This is a genomic window from Bacteroides sp., from assembly GCF_028690125.1.
Classification (GTDB): Bacteria; Bacteroidota; Bacteroidia; order Bacteroidales; family Bacteroidaceae; genus Bacteroides.
This window is the reverse complement of the sequence record NZ_JAQVBV010000003.1, coordinates 90,533-112,258: the sequence shown is the minus strand read 5'-3', so window position 1 is coordinate 112,258 and position 21,726 is coordinate 90,533. Positions and strand designations below refer to the sequence as shown.

The window sequence follows — 21,726 nt, the reverse complement described above, 5'->3', positions numbered from 1 at the left end:
ACCTAGTTATATATTATTATCTTATTTATTCTCCAACAAAGCTTCCAAAGCTAAACGATAAGAGTTCAACCCGAAACCACAAATCACTCCTTTACAGGCACAGGCAATCATAGACACATGCCGGAAGGATTCACGACTATGCACATTAGAAATATGCACCTCTATCACAGGAGAAGTCACAGAACGAATGGCATCTTGCAAAGCAATAGAAGTATGCGTATATGCACCTGCGTTCAGGATAATCCCATCAACATCAAATCCGACTTGCTGAATGCAGTCAATCATCTCTCCTTCGATGTTCGATTGAAAATAGTCGATCTCCGCGTCAGCATATCTTTTACGAAGTTCATTTAGATATTCCTCAAATGTAACACTTCCGTATATGGAAGGTTCACGCTTACCCAGCAGATTAATATTCGGGCCGTTAATAATTTGTATCCTCATCACGTAATCCTATTTTTTTAATACCTTTGCATCCAAAGAACAATATTTCAAGGTGCAAAGATAATGCAAACCGAATGCAGTAGCAAATTTTTTTGTATTCTGCTGAGTTGCAGTCTATCTTCGCGGAGCAAAGGTAGAAAAAAGAAATGGAAATCAACGAAAAAATACAAAAGAAGGAGCGACAAGCGCTGATAATCAGAAAGTACCGGCAATATCTGAAGCTGGAAAAGTCTTTATCACCCAATACGCTGGATGCTTATCTTACCGACTTGAACAAACTTATGAGCTTCCTTACCCTTGAAGGTATTGAGGTGTTGGACGTATGTCTGACAGACCTCCAACGTTTCACCGCGGGACTGCACGATATCGGTATTCATCCCCGTTCTCAGGCACGTATTCTATCAGGTATCAAATCTTTTTTCCGCTTCCTGATTCTATCCGATTATCTGGAAGCTGACCCCAGCGAGCTACTGGAAGGTCCTAAAATAGGTTTCAAAATCCCCGAAGTATTGACTGTCGAAGAAATTGATGCCATTATTTCCGCAGTAGATCGTAGCAAAACAGAAGGACAACGAAATAGAGCTATTCTGGAAACTTTATACAGTTGTGGTCTGCGTGTATCCGAGCTTGTCAATCTCAAGCTTTCTGACCTTTATTTTGACGAAGGATTTATTAAGGTAGAAGGAAAAGGCAGCAAGCAACGCCTTGTCCCCATCTCTCCACGGGCTATTAACGAAATAAAACTTTATTTTATAGACCGCAACCAAATAGAAGTTAAGCAAGATTACGAAGATTTTGTCTTCGTCAGCCAGCGTAGAGGCAAATCTCTTTCGAGAATTATGGTTTTTCACATGATAAAAGAATTATCACAAGAAGCAGGCATTACCAAAAACATTAGTCCGCATACTTTCCGCCACTCTTTTGCCACTCATTTGCTGGAAGGCGGTGCCAATTTACGAGCCATTCAATGTATGCTCGGGCACGAGTCCATAGCAACCACGGAAATCTATACACACATCGACCGCAATATGCTTCGTAGTGAGATAATTGAACATCATCCCCGAAATATTAAGTATCGGCAAGAAAAAGGTGGAAGCTTTTATTAAATTATGATAAAATCAGGAGGTTATCTATATAATTATATTAAGAATTAATATCTTTGCCCTACTTTTTCTACCTTAGGCAGGAAAAGTGATTGAATAGACGAAATTTCAATTACAAACATTTAATTTTATACCTAAAATGACTAAGAAGTTGTACTTGCCTTTACTCATGGCAATGGTTGTTGCATTATTCTCTTCTTGCAGCAAAAAAATGGGTGAATTGTCAGCAGATTACTTCACTGTAACTCCGCAAGTGCTGGAGGTAATTGGTGGTAAAGTTCCTGCTACTATCAATGGTAAATTCCCTGAAAAGTATTTCAACAAGAAAGCGGTAGTAGAAGTTACTCCGGTTTTGAGATGGAACGGTGGCGAAGCTAAAGGCCAGCCTGCTACATTCCAAGGTGAAAAAGTGGAAGGTAATGCTCAGGCTATCTCTTACAAGATGGGCGGTAGCTACACAATGAAAACCTCTTTCGACTATGTTCCTGCAATGGCTAAGTCAGAACTGTATCTCGAATTCAAGGCTACTATTGGTAAGAAAGTGGTTACTATTCCTGCTGTAAAAATCGCCGACGGTGTGATTTCTACTTCTGAGTTGGTAAACAATACTTTGGCTAACGCTAACCCGGCTTTGGGCGAAGACGCTTTCCAACGTATCATCAAAGAAAAACATGAATCTAACATCATGTTCCTTATTCAACAAGCTAACATCCGTGCAAGCGAGTTGAAAAAAGCTAAAGAATTCAATCAGGAAGTTGCTAATGTAAACGGTGCTGAAAACAAGAAGATTAGCAACATTGAAGTTTCTGCTTATGCTTCTCCTGATGGTGGTGTTAGTTTGAATACTACTCTTGCTGAAAATCGTGAAGGCAACACAACTAAGTTGTTGAACAAAGATTTGAAGAAAGACAAAATTTACGTTCCTATGGATGCTAAATATACAGCTCAGGACTGGGAAGGATTCCAAGAACTGGTTTCTAAATCTAACATCCAAGATAAAGAATTGATCCTTCGTGTAATCTCTATGTATCAGGATCCTGCTCAAAGAGAAAGCGAAATCAAGAACATCTCTGCTGTATACAAAGAATTGGCTAACACTATTTTGCCTCAATTGCGTCGTTCTCGTTTGACTTTGAACTATGAGATCATTGGCAAATCTGACGAAGAAATCACTAAATTGGCTTCTTCTAAACCTTCTGAACTGAATGTTGAAGAATTGCTGTATGCTGCTACATTGACTAACGATCCTTCTCAACAAGAAGTTATCTATATTCAGGCTACAAAACAATTCCCAAGCGATTACCGTGCATTCAACAACCTTGGTAAATTGGCTTATCAGGCAGGTGACATCAACAAAGCTGAAACTTTCTTCAAGAAAGCTGCTAGTGTAAATGCTTCTCCTGAAGTTAATATGAACTTAGGTCTGATCACTTTGATGAAGGGTGACAAGGGTGCTGCTGAAGCTTACTTTGGAAAAGCTGCCGGTACTAAAGAACTTGGCGAATCTATGGGTAACCTGTACATCGCTCAAGGTCAATACGAAAAAGCAGTAAACTCTTTCGGTGATTCTAAGACTAACAGTGCTGCTTTGGCTCAGATCTTAGCTAAAGATTACAACAAAGCTAAAAACACTTTGGCTAACGTAGAAAGACCGGACGCTTACACAGACTACCTGATGGCAGTTCTGGGCGCTAGAACTAACAATGCTTCTATGGTAACCAGCAGCTTGAAGAGCGCTGTTGCTAAAGAACCTGCATTGGCTAAGAAAGCTGCTACAGATTTGGAATTTGTAAAATTCTTCACTAACGCAGATTTCATGAGCATCGCTAAATAAGAGATTTATCACTTATTTTAAATATAAAGAATTGCCTGTCATTTGTACAGGCAATTCTTTTTTTTATCTGTAAAAAACCGTACTTTCGCAGAAAAGTAATCAAAGTAATGAAAAAGAGTAGTATTTTAATCCTCATAATCATCTGTTTAGCCGGTTGCAAAAAGACTTCGGATAAGGTCAGCATCACCGGAGAGATTAAAGGACTGGGAACTGATACAATTTACCTGTACGGTATGGATGAATCATATGACCGGATAGATACCATTTATTCCGAAAATGATAAATTTTCTTTCACTACCAAAGTGGATACGATCACTTCTGCTTTCCTGCTATTCAAGAATCAGACAGAATATCCAATATTCTTTGATAAAGGTAATAAGATCACTATACAAGGAGATATAACTAACCTGGATGTTATTTCTATCAATGGAAATACATATAATGAAGAATTTTCTAACTTCCAAAAGAAATTGGGAGAGTTAGGGAATCCCTCCGAAGAAGTTATGGAACAGAAAGCCGAGGAATTTATACAACAACATCATTCTTCATACGTAAGCCTCTATCTTTTAGACAAATACTTTGTACAAAAAGACACACCCGATTTTAATAAGATCAAAGAACTAACCGAAGTCATGACCGGTGTATTGCAGGATAAATCATATATTGAACGTTTAAATGAAGCAATCACTCAGATTGAAAAGACAGAAGTAGGTAAATATGCTCCCTTTTTCACACTTCCTAATGAAAAAGGTGTGAAAATTACCCGCTCATCAGAAGGATTCAAAAATAAGAATATCTTGATCAATTTTTGGGCTTCATGGGGAGATAGCATTTCTAACAAACAAAACAATAAAGAATTAAAGAAACTCTATCAGACTTATAAAAAAAGTAAATACTTGGGGTTGCTTGGCGTTTCACTTGATATAGACAAGCAACAATGGAAAGATGCTATCAAACGTGATAGTTTAAACTGGGAACAAGTATGCGACTTCGGTGGGCTGAATTCAGAAATTGCTAAAGAATACTCCATTAAATATTTGCCTTCGAATGTATTACTCTCACCGGAAGGAAAAATTGTTGCCAGGAACCTGCATGGACAAGAATTGAAGAAAAAAATAGAAGAGGTCGTTGCTAAAGCAGAAGAAAAAGAGAAAAATAATAAGAAAAAGAAATAATTACTTGTCATCGTGTTAATTAAAGTTTTCGGAGCAGCTGTTCAAGGAATTGATGCAACACTCATCACAATTGAAGTAAACAGTTCTCGTGGCTGTATGTTTTATCTCGTCGGACTTCCGGATTCTGCAGTAAAGGAAAGCCATCAACGTATTATTTCCGCATTACAAGTCAATGGCTATAAGATGCCTACCAGTAATTTGGTGGTGAATATGGCTCCTGCTGATATCCGTAAAGAAGGTTCTGCTTATGATTTACCCCTTGCCATAGGGCTACTGGGAGCTAGTGAAACTATTTCTCCAGAAAAATTCCCTCATTACCTATTAATGGGCGAACTTAGTCTGGATGGTACAATTCAACCTATCAAAGGAGCTTTGCCTATTGCTATCAAAGCCCGTGAAGATGGGTTCGAAGGGCTGATTATTCCTCAACAGAATGCGAGAGAAGCGGCTGTCGTCAATCAGTTAAAAGTTTATGGAGTAAGTAATATTAAAGAGGTTATCGAATTCTTCAATAACGAACGGGAATTGGAACCGACCATTGTCAATACCCGGGAAGAGTTTTATGCTCAACAAAACAATTTTGAATTTGACTTTGCCGACGTAAAAGGCCAAGAGAATGTAAAAAGAGCCTTAGAGGTAGCTGCTTCGGGCGGACACAACCTGATTATGGTAGGTGCTCCGGGAAGTGGAAAATCAATGATGGCGAAACGTTTGCCTTCCGTCTTACCTCCACTATCGCTAAGCGAAAGTCTGGAAACAACAAAAATACACTCCGTAGCAGGAAAGTTGAGCCGCAATTCTTCCCTGATTACACAACGCCCGTTTCGGTCACCACATCACACCATCTCACAAGTGGCAATGGTAGGAGGTGGCAGCTTCCCGCAACCCGGGGAGATCAGTCTGGCACACAACGGTGTTTTGTTCTTAGACGAGCTACCTGAATTTTCGAGAAGTGTATTGGAAGTATTGCGCCAACCATTGGAAGACAGATGTATCACTATCTCACGAGTAAAAAGCAGTATTAATTATCCGGCCAGCTTAATGCTAATCGCCTCCATGAACCCTTGTCCCTGCGGATATTATAATCATCCGACAAAAGCATGCGTATGTAGCCCGGGACAAGTGCAAAAATATCTAAATAAGATTTCCGGTCCTCTGCTCGACAGGATTGATATCCAGATAGAAATCGTTCCTGTTCCTTTTGATAAGATATCCGATCATCGCCAAGGAGAAGCGAGTGCTGTGATCCGGCAACGAGTGCTCAAAGCACGGCAGATACAAGAAAAGCGTTATGCCGATTATCCCGGGATTCATTGCAATGCACAAATGAACAGTCAATTGCTAACTACATATGCCCGTCCGGATGAGAAAGGGCTTCAATTGCTACGGACTGCCATGGACCGTTTCAATCTGTCTGCCCGGGCTTATGACCGGATATTGAAAGTAGCTCGTACGATTGCTGATCTGGAGGGTTGTGAACAGATACTCTCCAATCATCTGGCAGAGGCGATTGGCTACCGGAACTTGGACAGAGAAAACTGGGCAGGATAAAAAGCCCAATAGCCTTGAATCAATAAAATACCCTAACAAAAGATTCTTTATTAACCGTAAAATCGTATTTTCGCCATATAGAATCGGATATATGAATACACGTACAAGCTACTCTTATGTTTTATTAATCGGATGCCTCCTGATAATGAGTGGCTGCCAACCCAATTCATCCCCCATATTGCACAAAGCGATGCAGGTGGAATATACCTCAATCGACAGTGTATTTTTCTACCTTCAACAAATTGAACATCCCGAAAAGTTACCTGCTAAAGAGCGGGGAGACTATTACTTCTTATCCTATAGAACGACTTTGCGAAAAACAGGAAAGCCCAATGATTCATTGCTGCACATTGCTATCCGGCATTACGAACAAAACAATCAATCATCAAAGTGTTATAAGGCATATATAGAACAGAGTGCTTCTTATTTATACCGTAATTTGCCGGACTCTGTATTACTGCTAACCGATAAGCTACAGAAAGAACTTCCATTAAACGATACTGTAAAAATACAGTTATATGGACTCAGAAGAGCTACGTTCTTCAGAAAAAGAAATTACGTTGAGGCCCTGGCTATGGCAGATAGCAGCAGACAGCTAGCTCGAAAAATACAAGATACACTCTCCTATTTTCACAGTTCTCAGATATATCTGAATATACTTGAGAATATGAAGAGAGATGAGCAGTATACCCAGGAATATCTTCAGCTCATCGAAGAACTGAAAAATTCTTCTAATTTTCAATGGCTCAATTATTATGCACTTGAGAGTTTACTAAATACCAGTTTGAAAAGAAAGGATTTTCAGCAGGCATTGCAATATCTCCTATTGCTATCTAACCAAAAACATAGTCGGAATGATATTCCCCAGTATATGCTTCTTTGCGGAGAGGTCCATGCTGCATTGAACCAGACTGATTCTGCCAGGTATTACTACCAGCAGGCAGCTACTTCATCTTCGGAGTTCATTGCCATGGAAGCCAATTCACTCCTCTACAAGCTCATCAACAGAAAAGAATATCCTGAACAAGCTTTTTATACGAAGCAAAAGGAAAATACTATAAGAAACAACATATTGAGGAGCATCAATAGCGAAATCCGGCAAAGGGAATTCAATCAGATCAAATTGCAGAATGAATTATTCTTGTCGCACCTGAAACAACAGAAGAAAGAATTATGGATGATGGGAGTCCTTATCAGCATATTAAGTATCAGTTTCATCGCATTTTTCTTCTACCAACGGGAAAAAAAGAAACGGCTGCAAAGGGAAAACCTGTTATTACATAGAGATACAGAACTAAGGGAGATGAAAGAAAAGGAAATCAGTCTGAGAAGGAAAGAGGCTGAATTACGCGAAGCGCTCTTTCGAAGAATCTCTTTCTTTTATAAATTGCCCTCTCTTCATACCGACGATATTCAGGAAAACTCCGTTTGCAATCACAAGATTATAGTAACGGATGCGGAATGGACAGAAATAACTTCGGCAGTAAATGATGCTTTTGACAATTTCGTAATGCGATTACGCCAGGCCTACCCGCTATTAGGAGATAAAGAAGTAGGCTTTTGCTGTCTGGTCAAAATCAATGTCAATATACAGGATCTATCAGATATCTATTGTGTAAGCAAGGCGGCTATAACCAAGCGCAAGTATCGAATCAAAACCGATAAATTAGGGCTTACTGATGAAAATATAAGCCTGGATAGTTTCCTCAAGGCTTTCTGATTACTAATTCTAATTCATGTTTTGCGGGTGACTATCGAACAAGAGCAGGGGGATTAGTAGAAAAGTTTCTCTTGGTCCTTTCCAAAGTTTTTCTTCTTTAATGCAGAAGATCTTCTCTATTAAGCATAATCTATAAACGAAACTTCTGTTTGTATAAATACAAGTTGCATTTATATAAATGAAACTTGCATTTATACAAATGAAACTTCCATTTATAGATTGCAATGAAGAAAAAAGAAGTTTACTATTAGAGCAAAGAAAGTTCATCTCTAATGAAACAGAACTTATCTATTAATAGCCTACAAGAAGAGAACACATATAGAGCCAAACAACCAGCAAGATTCCTCCTGATTCTTATTAACTGCCCGCTGTCAGTTCTGGGCACAAGTGGGTATTAAAAAACACGAAAGGAGCTATTTATCAATTGAAAAATAGCTTGATTTGAATAAATAACACTTATAATACAGATGTTGTCCGCCTATATTTAAAGCAACAAACATATATACAACTAATAATCAGAGATATAAGCAATAGTCAATAAGCAATTTTTGTCCGCCTGTTTTTTTGTTTACCTGCCTGTTTCAACCTATTTTTGTACCATTAACTTTTAAAAAGTACTCACTAAAAAACATCAGTATGAAAAGTAAAATCACTATTCTCGGCTTATCTTCGTGCTGCCTATTAGCAACTCTTGCTTTTACGCAAAACAATGAAGTGGAGCAAGATCCCCTGGCTCTTTCGCCCATTGTAGCCAAGCAGACCACTACTCCTAATGGAACGCTAATTTCCTGTAATCTAAAAATGCTTAAAGACACCATTGATCTCCCACTTAGTTACCTGACGGAAAATCTCGAAGTTGTCAAACTCGACGGTCGGGATGAAGCATTAGTAGGAGGAGGCACACGTACTAAAATCAGCAACAACTACATTCTGGTAAGCAACAGAAAACAGACTCCTTACAAACTTTTCACACGAAGCGGCAAATATATTGCCAGCATCGGTGCTTACGGACAAGGACCCAACGAGTATGGCAATACATACGCCGAGCAGTTGGACGAGGCTAACAACCGTATTTATATCTTACCCTGGCAAAGTGATAAATTACTGGTATTTGATTTGAAAGGGAAGCCTCAACCTCCTATTCCTTTGTGTATGCGGGTCCCTAAAGGACAATTCAGAGTGGATACCAAAAAAATGGAGGTCACTGTCACTACATTGCCTTTCAAGGGGGGTCCTGCTGTAGTATGGACACAGGATTTAAAGGGGAAACGCAAAAGTTATGTCCCGTCCGGGCATCTTACACTTCCGCAAGATTTCAGTAACGAAGTTCTCATGGGCAATAATACTTCTGATTATACGGTTATGTTACTGACTATTATGCCATCTCCACGTATAGATAGTTTATACCATTACAATGTGGTAAAGAACCGTCTGGAAGCCAGGTTCACAGCAGAGTATCCCAATAAAGAGAAAATCCCATGGCATGGCTATTCAGAGTATCCCCGCCACTTCATTGGCGATGTTTCGTGGCCGATACAAGTTTCAGAGCACACATGGAGCAGTAGTAAACCTGCCAATTACATCGTAGACAAAAAGACACTGCATGGCAACTATTTCCGCTTATATAATGATTTTCTGGGTACTAAAAAAATGGAGATATGGCCTTCGTTCGAAAATGGTTACTACGTTACCAACATGGAGCCAAGCCAGTTGAAAGAGAACTTAAAAAAAGAACTTGCACGGAAAGATATTCCTGCCGAAGTACGGAAACGTACGCAAGATTTAGTTAAATCGCTGGATGAGGAAGGAAACAATGTTATTCTCCTCGCCAAAATGAAGCGATAAATAACATTCAAAGAGGGGGTGCCAAAACCTTGTTTTCTCAAACCGATTGAACAAGCAGAGATCTCAAAACAGTTTTCATGAATGAAATTGGCTCTTTAGCATTTTTCCTCTCTCCAAAGAGTCGGTGGAGAGAGGAAAAAGGAGTTACTCTAGAGCACCACGCTTTCGCTTTCAGGACTCTTGTACCACTTCATTGACACAGCTATACCAATACAATACGTTGGCAGAACTGTACCAATGAAGTGGCACAAGTATAGATAGTATACTTTCACTTACGGGTCGTCACTACTTCAGGACTGATAAGCTCTCCACCGATGGAAATAATTCCATCATCTGAGAATGTGAAATCAGTAATAAAAGAAGTACGCGGAGCTATTTTATTCTCGCTCCAATGAGCGTGAAATATATATTTATAACTTCCATCATTGCTAACAAACGGTGCGCCATGACCAGTGCCATACAATCCGGTGACAGTTTCTTGATCTCTTCTCAAAACAGGATTGCCGGCATATTTTTTCCAAGGACCTAGTGGCGATGTGGCTGTAGCATATCCAACGGCATAATCTTGGCTTTGATAATGATTAGCGGAATAAATTAAATAATACATATTGTTCTTTTTAAGTACAGAAGGACCTTCCGCTACTTTATCACGAATGGTTTCCCACCCGTCTTCAGCACTTATACATTGTCTCAGAGTCTTCTTCTTAATACTTTTCAAATCTGATTTCATTTCAGCCACCCAGATTACATTTCCGCCTGTAAAACGGACAAAGTACAGATAAGGAGTACCGTCATCATCAATAAACAAGCTAGTATCAATGCTCTTTTCCTCCCAAACAGGTTTCTTCTTATCTTGTACGAAAGGACCTTCCGGACTGTCGGAGGTGGCAACACAAATATGTTCATCTACGGAATAGAACATATAAAACTTATTTTTCGATTTCACATAGTAGACTTCAGGAGCCCAATACCATTTTGTCCCCCAAGAATCTTCAGGAGATAATGCTAGCTTTTCTCCCCGTTTCCAATGTTTCAAATCATTTGATATATATACCTCAAAACCATCTCCACGAGTACCATAGGCATAATATGTACCATTATAAGTTAATACATAAGGATCCGCGATAGGAAGATTAGGATCTACCTTGTCATAAGATTCATCCACCCGAGATGTTTCATCATTATTTGCGCCATAACAGACGAACGGCACACAACTGCAAAACAGCAACAAATTAAATAGTCTTCTCAAATTACAACGCATAAACTTTCATTTTAAATATCATATACAACATTCTTTATTTTTAATCCGCTTTCTATCTATTCACGTCCGATATCCAGTTTGATATCATCAAGCCAAATAGTACCTTCTTTTGATTTACCTACATAAAACACCAATTGGTAACTCCCCTTCGAAGGTAACTCCTCTGATTCAAATTCAAAAGTCTGAACGTCCTCTGTAAGTGGAACTACCTTATCAATATACTTAATAGACAAATCCCTCATTGTCTCCAGCCTGACAATCATATCTATGTTTCGCGATGATTTCGCTTTAAGACGAACAGATACCTTCTCACCTTTATTCGCATTGAATTCCCATTTCAAGAATCCCATTCTGGGCATATCACCTGATATAACCTGTACCGTATCTATAGAAAACCTAATATCCGCTTTTTCACCGGACGAATATTCCCAACCTCCAAGATTATCTTGAAATTCTCCATTCATGCAATCACGTTTGTAATCACGCTGACGTTCTCCATAGAAACGGGTATCCATAGGAAGTGCTCCAACCTCGGCTGCCCACTGTTTCCAAGCTGCATAAAGTTCCTTCCTTTTTGCCGGATACTTCAAAGAAAGATCATTTACCTCCGTAGGGTCTGCTTTTATATCATATAATTTGATAGAGTCCTCATTAAAGTTCTCTCCTTCCATCACTTTGGTGACAATCTTCCATCTCCCATCTCTCACAGCAATATTGGCCTCATGCTCCCAGAATGTTTTACCTCTCTTCGCAATCTTATCTTCCCAGTCAGAAGTCAAACTAACTCCCTGCATAGGAATTATTTTATGTCCTTTATAAGATTGAGGATAATCCGCCTTTCCCAAATCAACACAAGTAGCCATAATGTCTGTAATATGTCCATATTGGTCAATAAACGAATTACGCAGTTTACTCTTAATACCTTTAGGATAGTGTACAATGAAAGGAGTGGCAATTCCTCCTTCATTTGTGTGATGCTTATACTCTTTATAAGGAGTATTGCTCAGGTTTGCCCAGTTAATACGGTAGCTTTCATAAGTATCCTCCTTTCCATCAACGGCCTTCCTCCTACCACCGCTGACAAATTCGGCACAAGCACCATTATCACTTAAAAACATAATCACAGTATTCTCTAACTGCCCTTTTCTTTCAAGTTCATCAATCACCTTACCTATGCCTTGGTCCATCGCGTCAATCTGAGCGGCATAAATCGCCATACGCATGGCAAACTCTTTCTGTTGAGTTTCCGAAAGGCTGTCCCATGCAGGAACTCTAGAATCACGAGGAGGCAATTTCACATCTTCCGAAAATAATCCCATAGCCTTCTGCCTGCGGAAACGTTCTTCGCGTAAACGGTCCCAACCAGCTTCATATATTTCCACATATTTATCTATATCCTGTTGCAAAGCATGCAAAGGCCAATGCGGAGCTGTATAAGCAAGATATAGGAACAAAGGAGATTTTTCATAATCATGGTGATGAACAAAAACAGTCGCACTGTCACTAATAGCATGAGTAAAGTAGAAACTCCCATCCTTAGGAGATTTGAATTGCTCATTATTATAGTTATAAGTGGTATTAAAATAATTGGCAGCTCCTCCCACAATACCATAAAAGCGGTCAAATCCGCGTTGATTGGGCCAATTATCTTTAACACCACCATTGTTTTGACGATCACTACTTACATGCCATTTTCCACTCATGTAAGTGCTATATCCAGAAGACTTCAATACTTCTGCTATTGTCATACACTCTTTGTTCAAGTATCCCTGATAAGATGGACGTTGCATATCGGCAGCAGCCATCCATCCCATCCCCGCCTGATGAGCATACAGCCCGGTCAATAAGCTGGCACGAGTAGGGCAACTTCTCGCACCATTATAAAACTGTCGATAACGGAGTCCGTTCTTTGCCAACCGGTCTAAATTAGGGGTCTCCACCTCTCCTCCATAACAGCCTATATCGGAGTATCCCATATCATCGGTCAAAATTACAATGATGTTTGGTTGTTCTGCATGGCGAGTTTGAGCTAGTGCAGAAACACCAACAGCCGCAGTTGCGGCTGTTAGGAAATAAGGAAATCTTCTCATGCAATTTGTCTTTTATGCAAATCCATAGTATTCTTGCTCAATCTTTTCATTACTCAAAAGTATCACTTCGTCAGGAGTTCTTCTGCACGTCCCGGAGTGAATAACTCCCACAAAGAAGCAACTGTCCATCCCGGAGCAAAGATATCGTTATAATATCCTTTTCCATTCTTACCATAATCCCAGTTTGTATGTTGAACTACTTCCGGGTAATAACCAGTCAGCGCAATTCCACATAAATGACCTTCATGAGGTAATAACTGTCTCATAGAAGTTGAGATAACTTCTGCAAAATTAGAGAAGCGCGGTTCATTGTATTCCTTCGACAGCCATTCCAATACAGATGCAAATTCAAATACAAAGACATCAATATGATTATTTTCTACTGATACATTACCCCAACCACGAGTCTTCAAACCAATATCTCCCAGCATCTGTCCTTGAGCAAAAGGAACGTCCCATAAATAGTACCAAGACAAAGCAAAATAAGCAGCTTTCTTTGTCAAATCGGCATAATGACGATGCTCGTCTCCTTTGGTAATCAATGAAAGATAATAAGTAGCGGTTGCTGCATAAAGAGAAGCCTCTTTATCTTCACAGTTTGCATCGAGTGTGGAAGAGAAATAGTCAGATTTAGAGATCAGCTCATTTTCCAAATAATCAGCCGTACGTTTAGCGCTAGTCAGGTAACGTTTATCCTTGAAATATTTATATCCCATCACAAGAGGCAATGTGGCTGAAGGGGTACTTCCCCCACTCTTATCAACAATTGTAAAGTCATCATTGAATTTACGCGGGAAGCTACCATCGGCATTTTGTAGTTGCAACAGCATATCCAACATTGTCTTCATTCGTTGTTCCCATTCCGGATGACGCCGACCGTTTTGTTTCTCGTAAGCCAGATAATGAAGCATTGCATAAATTCCTTCAGACTGACGACGAATACTATGAACCGGGTCTTCAGTATTACGATCGAAGTTTACCGATTCTTTAAAGAAACCCGCCGGTGTAAAACCATTCTTCAGATAGCTTTCAAATACCTTAGTACTGTTATTCTTCAAATCCTCCCGGTTATTTTCCCATCCATATTCTAATGCATTGAATGCATTCAAAAGCACACGTCCTATAAAACCAACTTCAGCTTGACCATTTTTATGGCATTCGTCTGTTCTAAGATGAATACCCGAGTTAAATACCAATGGATGATTCTCTACGAGACTATTTACGAAGAAAGCACTTAGCGTCTCCTTCATATCTGCTATAGAGTAAGGAGTTTCAACCGGTTTCGGAGCATATGTATCATAGCAATATTCCCACGCATGGCGAATAAAGTCAGAGAAGTCTTCTGCTTTATTCTCAGTAAGTTCCCACGTCAATAATACAGATTCTCCTTTTTTAAGGAACTGGAAAGCTTCTACTTCCGGTGCTAAAGTAAGTTTACGAATATAACTTTTAGGAGCTTCGCGATAGGGGAAACCAAAAGAAAGAGTAGCCGTTCCGTTCTTGTTTTCAAATCCTGTAAAGCCAATGGAAGTCTTGCCGGAAAGAATGATTTCTCCTTCCCGATGGGTAGTCAAAGCATCATCTGTAAACGCATCTATCCGGTTTACAGTCATAAAACGCTTTTCTTTCTCATTGTAAATCCCCGTAAGAGGGGCACTCAATCTGTCTTCGCGAACCAACCAACTGTCTGAAGTATGAAAAGAAGGTGCATCTTTTGGCGAACGAAGATTGCGGCGATACCAAAAACCCGGCATATAGAACTGGCAGTCATCGTGTCGGAAACCTGTAGAAACCTGCTGGCTATAATTAAAAGAAATATCTTCCAGTGCAGTAATACACACATTGATATTTACTTTGCCATCAACATTTTCTACTCTTTGTGAAATGGTCAAAGGGATGCTTTCAGAAGCTTCCAATAAATAAGCAGAACCATCATTCTGCAATTTCTGCATATTCAACGGATATTGTTTCGCCATGTTTCCAGGCACCTTCAAAGAAATAGATGCAGTAGTGTGTTGTGGTACATAATCGATAGCTTTAGCAGTTCCTGCAAATGTTCCGATAACTATCCCTAAAAGTAAGTATTTCAAACGCATATAAATTAAATTATTTAAATCAGTAATAAGCTCTGATTCCGTTAGTACTAAATTGGGTTGTTCATTTCATGTCTCGTTATCACATGATATGTGACGTAGGCAAAGTTAGCGAACATTATCTGCCCACAACATAACAAACTGGTCAATAAATAAAAAATTTGTTCCAAAGAGACTATATTTTCCTTTCATTAAGATACTTTGGAAACGAAAACGGGCAAATCTATATAAAAACAACAGGAATAAAGTCATTTTCAAAACACATATACACGAATCTCGGATTTTTTATCTAAGTTTGCATGACCTTAAACTTTAAAAACTAGCCAATCCAAAATTATACTATCATTTGTGTTATGAAGAAAATAGAAGTTCTATTGTTACTCCTCTGTATTGTATTTCTTTATGGCTTTCCGTTGTATGCACAAGATAATATTCAACATTACTTCAAAACATTGGATATTAAAAACGGACTGTCGCAAAATACAATATTCGCCATTCTGCAAGACCGGCAAGGGTTCATGTGGTTCGGTACAAAGGAAGGACTGAATAGATTTGACGGACAGAGTTTCCGCGTCTTCAAGAAAGAAGAATCCGGTCTGGGAAATGACTTCATTACTGCTTTATTCGAAGATAGAAAAGGAAAAATCTGGGTGGGGACAGATGCCGGAGTATACATATATGATCCAATTCAAGAGAAATTTACTGCTTTCAATATGTCCAGTAATACTGGAGAAGTAATTTCACAAGCCGTAACAAAAATAGGAAGCGACGGGGATAATAACATATGGATTTCTGTGGACTATCAGGGACTGTTTCAATACGATATAGCCAAAGAAAAATTATCCAACTATTTATCCCCCAAAAAGTCCAAGAAAACGTTAGCAAATATCAGCCATTTCTGGTTTGATGGCAAAACTTGCTGGATGGGATTATTCGCCGACAATCTCTATTTCACAAATGATGATTTCAAAACCCTTCTTCCTTTTAGAGATGCCGATGGAAAAGAAACTTTCAAAAATGAAATAATTACTGCACGACTAATTGGATCACATAATTGTTGGTATATCGGGTCTTCCAGCGGACTAACAGAGATCAACTTAACAACACTGAAAACCAGACGATTGATTGACTGTTATGTACGCGATCTGGAGTTCAGTTCTGATAAAGAATTATGGGTAGGTACAGAAAACGGATTGTACATCTGTCACCTGGACAATGGGACCACCGAACACCTGACAGACTCGAATGAAAATGACTTGTATTCTTTAGCAGACAATGCTATCTACTCCATTTACCGCGACAGGGAAGCAGGAATGTGGATGGGTTCTTTTTTTGGAGGAATCAACTACCAGCCATATCCCTATACTTATTTTGAAAAATTCTATTCCGGAAGAATCGGAGACTTTGGTAAAAGAGTACGCGAATTTTGCGAAAGTAATGATGGTACAATATGGATCGGTACAGAAGACTGCGGTCTGTTTAACTACAACCCGATCAGTGGCGAAATAAAACCTTTCCGGCATCCTGCCATTTCTCACAATGTGCACGGACTGTGTCTGGATGGAGATTTTTTATGGTTAGGAAACTATCTGGGTGGATTGAGCCGTATAGATTTGCGTACAAAACAGGTGAAACACTATCAGAAAGGGACGACTTCCAATTCTTTAGACGCCAACGATATTATGTCCATATGCAAATCAACTTCCGGAGATTTATGGCTGGGGACTATTCATGGGCTGATGCTTTACAATCATGAACTGGACAACTTCACTTCAATACCACAGCTAGCTAACAAGAATATTTATCATATTCTAGAGGATTCACACGGCAATGTCTGGGTATCAACCTATGCCAGTGGAATATTCCGTTACGATATCAAGCTAAAGGAATGGAAAAATTTCTGTTATCAAGCAAGCGACCCAAATTCTCTTCCTTACAATAAAGTAACCGGCTGCTATGAAGATAGCCGGAATAGATTATGGATTATGACTCAGGGAGGAGGTTTCTGCCGGTATAACCCTGAGAATGAAAGCTTCATCCGTTATGGTATGGCACATGGATTTCCAAGTAACACCATTTATCGAATGGAAGAAGATGATATGCACAACTTGTGGCTAACAACGAACAACGGATTGGTTTGTTTAAATCCGGAAACTAATGAAAAACGCATTTATACCACTGATGACGGATTATTATGCAATCAGTTCAACTATCAATCAAGTTTCAAAGACAAAAAAGGTCGTATTTATTTCGGATGTATTAATGGATTCATTGCTTTTGCACCTGATATGTTAATGGAAAATCCTTTTAATCCTCCTATAATAATAACTGATCTTTCCTTATTTAACAACCGGGTAGTTGTGGGTGACGAAAATTCTCCCTTACAAAAGAGTATTTTGTTCTCCGATAAGATTCAACTACAACCAAATCAGAATTCTTTCTCACTTCATGTCGCTGCTTTGAATTACCAATCACCCTCAACGCAACAATTAATTTATCAATTAGACGGATTCAGCAATAAGTGGACTCCGGTAGAAAATAACTTTATCATCAATTACTCAAATTTGCCATATGGCACTTACACGCTCCGGCTAAAACTAGCTAAGAATAAAAACATTTCCGGAGCAAACATAGAACGTACCCTCGAGATTGAAGTTCTTCCTCCTTTCTATCTGTCAAAATGGGCCTATTTCATTTATGGTTTATTCAGCTTAGTATCTGTCTTTTTATTGCTCTATTATTTCCAGAAAAGAAATAAGGAAACACAAATTAAACTAATAGAGAAAATTAAGCAAGAAAAGGAACGAGATCTGTACTCAGCAAAGATTGACTTCTTTACAGATGTGACTCATGAGATTCGTACTCCTCTTACTTTAATCAAAGGACCATTGGAAAACGTTCTATCCTACCAAAAGCTTCCCGATGAAATTCGTGAAGATCTCGAAATTATGAACCTGAATACCAATCGATTATTGGAATTAGTCAATCAACTCCTTGATTTCCGAAAAGCAGAAATCCACGGTTTCCGGCTAAAGTTTGAAGAGTGTAATATTACAGAAATCCTACAGCAAACTAATAAAAGGTTCACATCATTAGCACTACAGAAAAAATTAAAATACACCATTGAGGGAAACGAACAAATCAGTGCATCAGTCGATCAGGAAGCACTAATCAAAATCATTAGCAACCTACTGACAAATGCTATTAAATATTCAGAGACTTACATACACATCAGACTATGGACTGAAAAAGATTGCTTTCTACTATCTGTATGTAACGACGGAAAACCTATTCCTGAAAATATGAAAGAAGAAATTTTCAAACCTTTCATTCAATATAAAAATGAGCAGAACCACCTGATATCAGGTACGGGCATAGGTTTAGCATTAGCCCGTTCTCTAACGGAATTGCATTATGGCACTTTAATCATAGACCAATCTATGGATTGTAACCGTTTTATCCTTTCAATTCCCATTACTCATCATCAGTCCGATGTAAAAGATTTAAGCGAAAAGAAAAATATAATTGTCGAAAGAAATGAAGCGCCTATTACTATAAAAATGGCTGAAGTTGATGCAGACAATAAAAAGTTGCTTTCCATATTGGTTGTGGAAGATAATATAGATATGCAAACGTTTATTACCCGACAACTATCTTCGTGGTATAACGTAGTGACTGCGAAAAATGGTATTGAGGCGTTAGAAGTACTTAAACATGAGGAAATCAAACTAGTAATCAGTGATGTGATGATGCCTGAAATGGATGGACTGAAACTATGCAATAGACTAAAAGAAGATGTAAACTACAGTCACATACCTATCATATTATTAACAGCCAAAGTATCGTTGCAAGCTAAAATAGATGGTTTAAAATCTGGGGCAGATGCCTATATTGAGAAACCTTTTTCTCTGGAACTTTTAAAGACTTCCATAGATAACTTGCTGGAAAGCCGCAAACGATTATATGCAGCTTCTGCAAATTCACCTTTTATTCCAACAAACTCGGCAGGAATGACCGAAGCGGACCAGAAATTCCTACAAACATTATCGCAAACTATTGAAGCAAATATGCAAGATCCGGAATTCGACCTAGACAAAATGGCTGAATGGATGAACATGAGCCGGTCAAGTATGAACCGTAAGATTAAAGGGATCTTGAACATGACTCCCAATGATTATATACGTCTGGAACGGCTTAAAAAAGCTGCACTTCTTCTGAAGAAAGGGGAATATAGGATTAATGAAGTATGCTATATGGTAGGTTTCAATACTCCATCCTATTTTGCAAAATGTTTCCAGAAACAATTTGGTACTTTGCCTAAGGATTTCTAAAATTATATGGGACATTGCTTTATTTGAAAATCAAAACATTGCCACATCTGATTTAGGAATCTTATCCCGGGTTACAGCATATTTTTATTCTCTCAGTCTTCTAAAAATGAATTGGGGACATTCTCTCCAAACACCGGATTATTATCAAGAACTTCAAATTTTCCATCCTTAATTTTAATATCCATAATCGTCAGTGTGACATATATAATATTATTTATTCAATGCTATTAATAGTCCACATCTTTAGGACTATTAATAGCACTTTTGAATGTTCACTATTTAAAGTTTACACAAGATTGTCGTACCACTTTTCACCTTCTTATTCAGAATCGTTTTTCCACCTTTCTCTACCTTGACCCTAATTGTTTCTCCTTTCACACGTTCTACCACAATATCGAAATCAGCCCCAAAAGCTTTAATCTTTCGAAATGCCATATGATCCCAGTCTTTGGGCAAGCGTGGATTTAAAGAGAATGAATGAAGCCCGGTAGGGCGAATGCCAAACATTCCTTCGGTAAAAATACGACCATACAATCCGCTTTCTGCAGAAAGATGACGCTGATTACCTTCCGGCCATGCCTCAACTGCATAAGGGACATGACCACCCAGCAGACGTGCAACAGAATAGCGTTTCAAGAATGTCAAAGCCTTCTCTATCTCACCAACCGTAAACACTCCACGCAATGCATACAACGTGGAACGATCCCAGAAAGTATTTGTACCCGCCTGTGTCAGTAGACCGTTTTCAGTCCACAGCCGCGGTGAAAAGAGTGCCTCAACTGTACCTGAAGCACGTTTATCAATCCCCATCACCAAAGGAATACAGATCCACGAACGCAGAATGTCATTCCCTTCATAATATGCATAAGTATCAAATCCCTCTACTGTTGCCGCAAAATAGCTATCAATATTCTTTTCCATTTGAGCAGCCTGTTCACGATACTTTTTCACTATAGCACTTCCTTTTCCTAAGTCTTCCGCCAAATAAGCAGCTGAAACCAACGCATCATAATATAAAGAAGAGGTACATAGATTTGCCTTGCCAGCAGGAAAACGATTCTCCAATTCATCTGAATCAGAAGTTACTACTCCTCGATCATTCAGCTTTTGACGACAAAACTCCAGACACCATTCTACCAAGGGCCATAATTCTTCAGCTTCTTCTTTATTCCCTCTGGCCAGAGCATAACGGGCTGCCCCATAGGCAACCATAGCACCATCTCCACGGTCACCCGCTACTCCAAAATGATCAAGTCCTTCGGCAATTATTGAGCTAGGCATAGGTTTACCCTCATCATTCATGTATTTCGAAAACAATCTGAATGAATTTAATGCAGACTCATTTCCATAGGGATAACCTACAAAAGGGAAATAAGGATCAACATATTCAGCCTGATCGTTAGCCCAGATAGCAGCATAATATGCTTCACCACCCGGACCATGCATCGGTCCTGATTTCGTTTCATAAATACTTTCGCATGCACGTATCTTCGAAAAAGCAAACATTTCATTAAGTATAGGTTCCGGAGTTTCCAAAACCAGATTATTCATCCATCCCGCTACCAGTTCTTTACGTTTTGCCATTTCTACCAATCCATCTATCCGTTGTTCTTTTTCCGAAGACTTACAGGCTGAAATAGATGCAGGAAACATATATGTTTTCCCGGGTGCTAAAGCAACATAACCTGAGTTCCAAGTCTGTAAGTGTATCGTATAAGCACCCTCTACCCCCTGATTGGGATCTGTAGAAAGTACAGAATGGATCTCAGGAATTTCTAGATTCACCATATCCTTCCCTGTATTGGTAAACTCATAGATTTCCACCAAGGAAGGTGAATCCACAGACGGGAAATAAGTACGTTTCAGAGATAATGAGGCATTTCTCCCTAACAAAATCTCACTGATTACCTCCATAGTTCCGTTCAAAGTCACAGTCTTCACTTGCTCACGAATACTGTTACCGTTCACTGTCACGGCATCCAACGGGTTCCAGTCGAAACGACGAATCACATTACCATGTGTGTTATTAGGTATTGTACGAAGCATTGGCCAGACCAAACTCTTATTCAGCTTGAAAGTTCCTTCTTTATTTACTCCATACCGCAACACTGTAGCTAGCTGTTTACCTGCCATCTCAATATGATCAAAATGAGCCTCTCCCGCTCTTACCTGCCACGTAATACTGCTACCCAAGCTATCAATCTTCCAGAATTGTTGCGCCTTAGTGGAATTCAAACAAAACAAGAAAAGTAACCACAAACTTATCTTCTTCATTATTA

12 protein-coding genes are annotated in these 21,726 nt (G+C 39.1%); 7 read left to right on the top strand and 5 right to left on the bottom strand.

Features of this window, described 5'->3' with window-relative positions; all coding sequences use genetic code 11:
- Nucleotides 1–21: 21 nt before the first annotated feature.
- Nucleotides 22–444, bottom strand: coding sequence for a type II 3-dehydroquinate dehydratase (gene aroQ / locus PHO71_RS03285; protein WP_300198862.1), 423 nt, complete (start codon nt 442–444; stop codon nt 22–24).
- Between the two features lie 146 nt (nt 445–590).
- Between aroQ and xerD the strand changes: the two genes are divergently transcribed.
- From xerD to PHO71_RS03255, 6 genes are all read left to right on the top strand, one after another.
- Nucleotides 591–1,550: a site-specific tyrosine recombinase XerD gene (gene xerD, locus PHO71_RS03280; protein WP_300198860.1), complete on the top strand. Its 960-nt coding sequence runs from the start codon at nt 591–593 to the stop codon at nt 1,548–1,550.
- A gap of 136 nt (nt 1,551–1,686) precedes the next feature.
- Nucleotides 1,687–3,381 carry a hypothetical protein gene (locus PHO71_RS03275; RefSeq protein WP_300198857.1) on the top strand — a complete coding sequence of 565 codons (1,695 nt, stop codon included), beginning with the start codon at nt 1,687–1,689 and terminating at the stop codon, nt 3,379–3,381.
- A 107-nt stretch (nt 3,382–3,488) separates the two neighbouring features.
- Complete coding sequence (locus PHO71_RS03270) at nt 3,489–4,556, top strand: TlpA disulfide reductase family protein (protein WP_300198854.1); 1,068 nt, start codon at nt 3,489–3,491, stop codon at nt 4,554–4,556.
- Between the two features lie 12 nt (nt 4,557–4,568).
- On the top strand, nt 4,569–6,107 hold the full coding sequence (locus tag PHO71_RS03265) for a YifB family Mg chelatase-like AAA ATPase (RefSeq protein ID WP_300198851.1): 1,539 nt from the start codon (nt 4,569–4,571) through the stop codon (nt 6,105–6,107).
- Entirely contained in the window at nt 6,031–7,827 is a 1,797-nt protein-coding gene (locus PHO71_RS03260) for a hypothetical protein (RefSeq protein ID WP_367279876.1), read from the top strand. The genes PHO71_RS03265 and PHO71_RS03260 overlap by 77 nt, the downstream gene beginning before the upstream one ends.
- 636 nt (nt 7,828–8,463) lie before the next feature.
- Nucleotides 8,464–9,672 carry a 6-bladed beta-propeller gene (locus PHO71_RS03255; protein ID WP_300198848.1) on the top strand — a complete coding sequence of 403 codons (1,209 nt, stop codon included), beginning with the start codon at nt 8,464–8,466 and terminating at the stop codon, nt 9,670–9,672.
- A gap of 268 nt (nt 9,673–9,940) precedes the next feature.
- On the opposite strand, the gene PHO71_RS03250 is transcribed toward PHO71_RS03255, so the two are convergent.
- The 3 genes from PHO71_RS03250 to PHO71_RS03240 all read right to left on the bottom strand — a co-directional run bounded on the left by PHO71_RS03250 (nt 9,941) and on the right by PHO71_RS03240 (nt 15,119).
- On the bottom strand, nt 9,941–10,933 hold the full coding sequence (locus tag PHO71_RS03250) for a glycoside hydrolase family 43 protein (RefSeq protein WP_300198845.1): 993 nt from the start codon (nt 10,931–10,933) through the stop codon (nt 9,941–9,943).
- A gap of 56 nt (nt 10,934–10,989) precedes the next feature.
- Nucleotides 10,990–13,023 carry an arylsulfatase gene (locus PHO71_RS03245; RefSeq protein WP_300198843.1) on the bottom strand — a complete coding sequence of 678 codons (2,034 nt, stop codon included), beginning with the start codon at nt 13,021–13,023 and terminating at the stop codon, nt 10,990–10,992.
- 62 nt (nt 13,024–13,085) lie between these two features.
- A complete protein-coding gene (locus PHO71_RS03240) occupies nt 13,086–15,119 on the bottom strand; it encodes a hypothetical protein (protein WP_300198841.1) in 2,034 nt (677 codons plus the stop codon).
- A gap of 350 nt (nt 15,120–15,469) precedes the next feature.
- Between PHO71_RS03240 and PHO71_RS03235 the strand changes: the two genes are divergently transcribed.
- Nucleotides 15,470–19,447, top strand: coding sequence for a hybrid sensor histidine kinase/response regulator transcription factor (locus PHO71_RS03235; protein ID WP_300198838.1), 3,978 nt, complete (start codon nt 15,470–15,472; stop codon nt 19,445–19,447).
- Between the two features lie 279 nt (nt 19,448–19,726).
- On the opposite strand, the gene PHO71_RS03230 is transcribed toward PHO71_RS03235, so the two are convergent.
- Nucleotides 19,727–21,721 (bottom strand): hypothetical protein, encoded by a 1,995-nt coding sequence (locus PHO71_RS03230; protein ID WP_300198835.1) that lies wholly within the window; start codon nt 21,719–21,721, stop codon nt 19,727–19,729.
- Between the last annotated feature and the right edge of the window lie 5 nt (nt 21,722–21,726).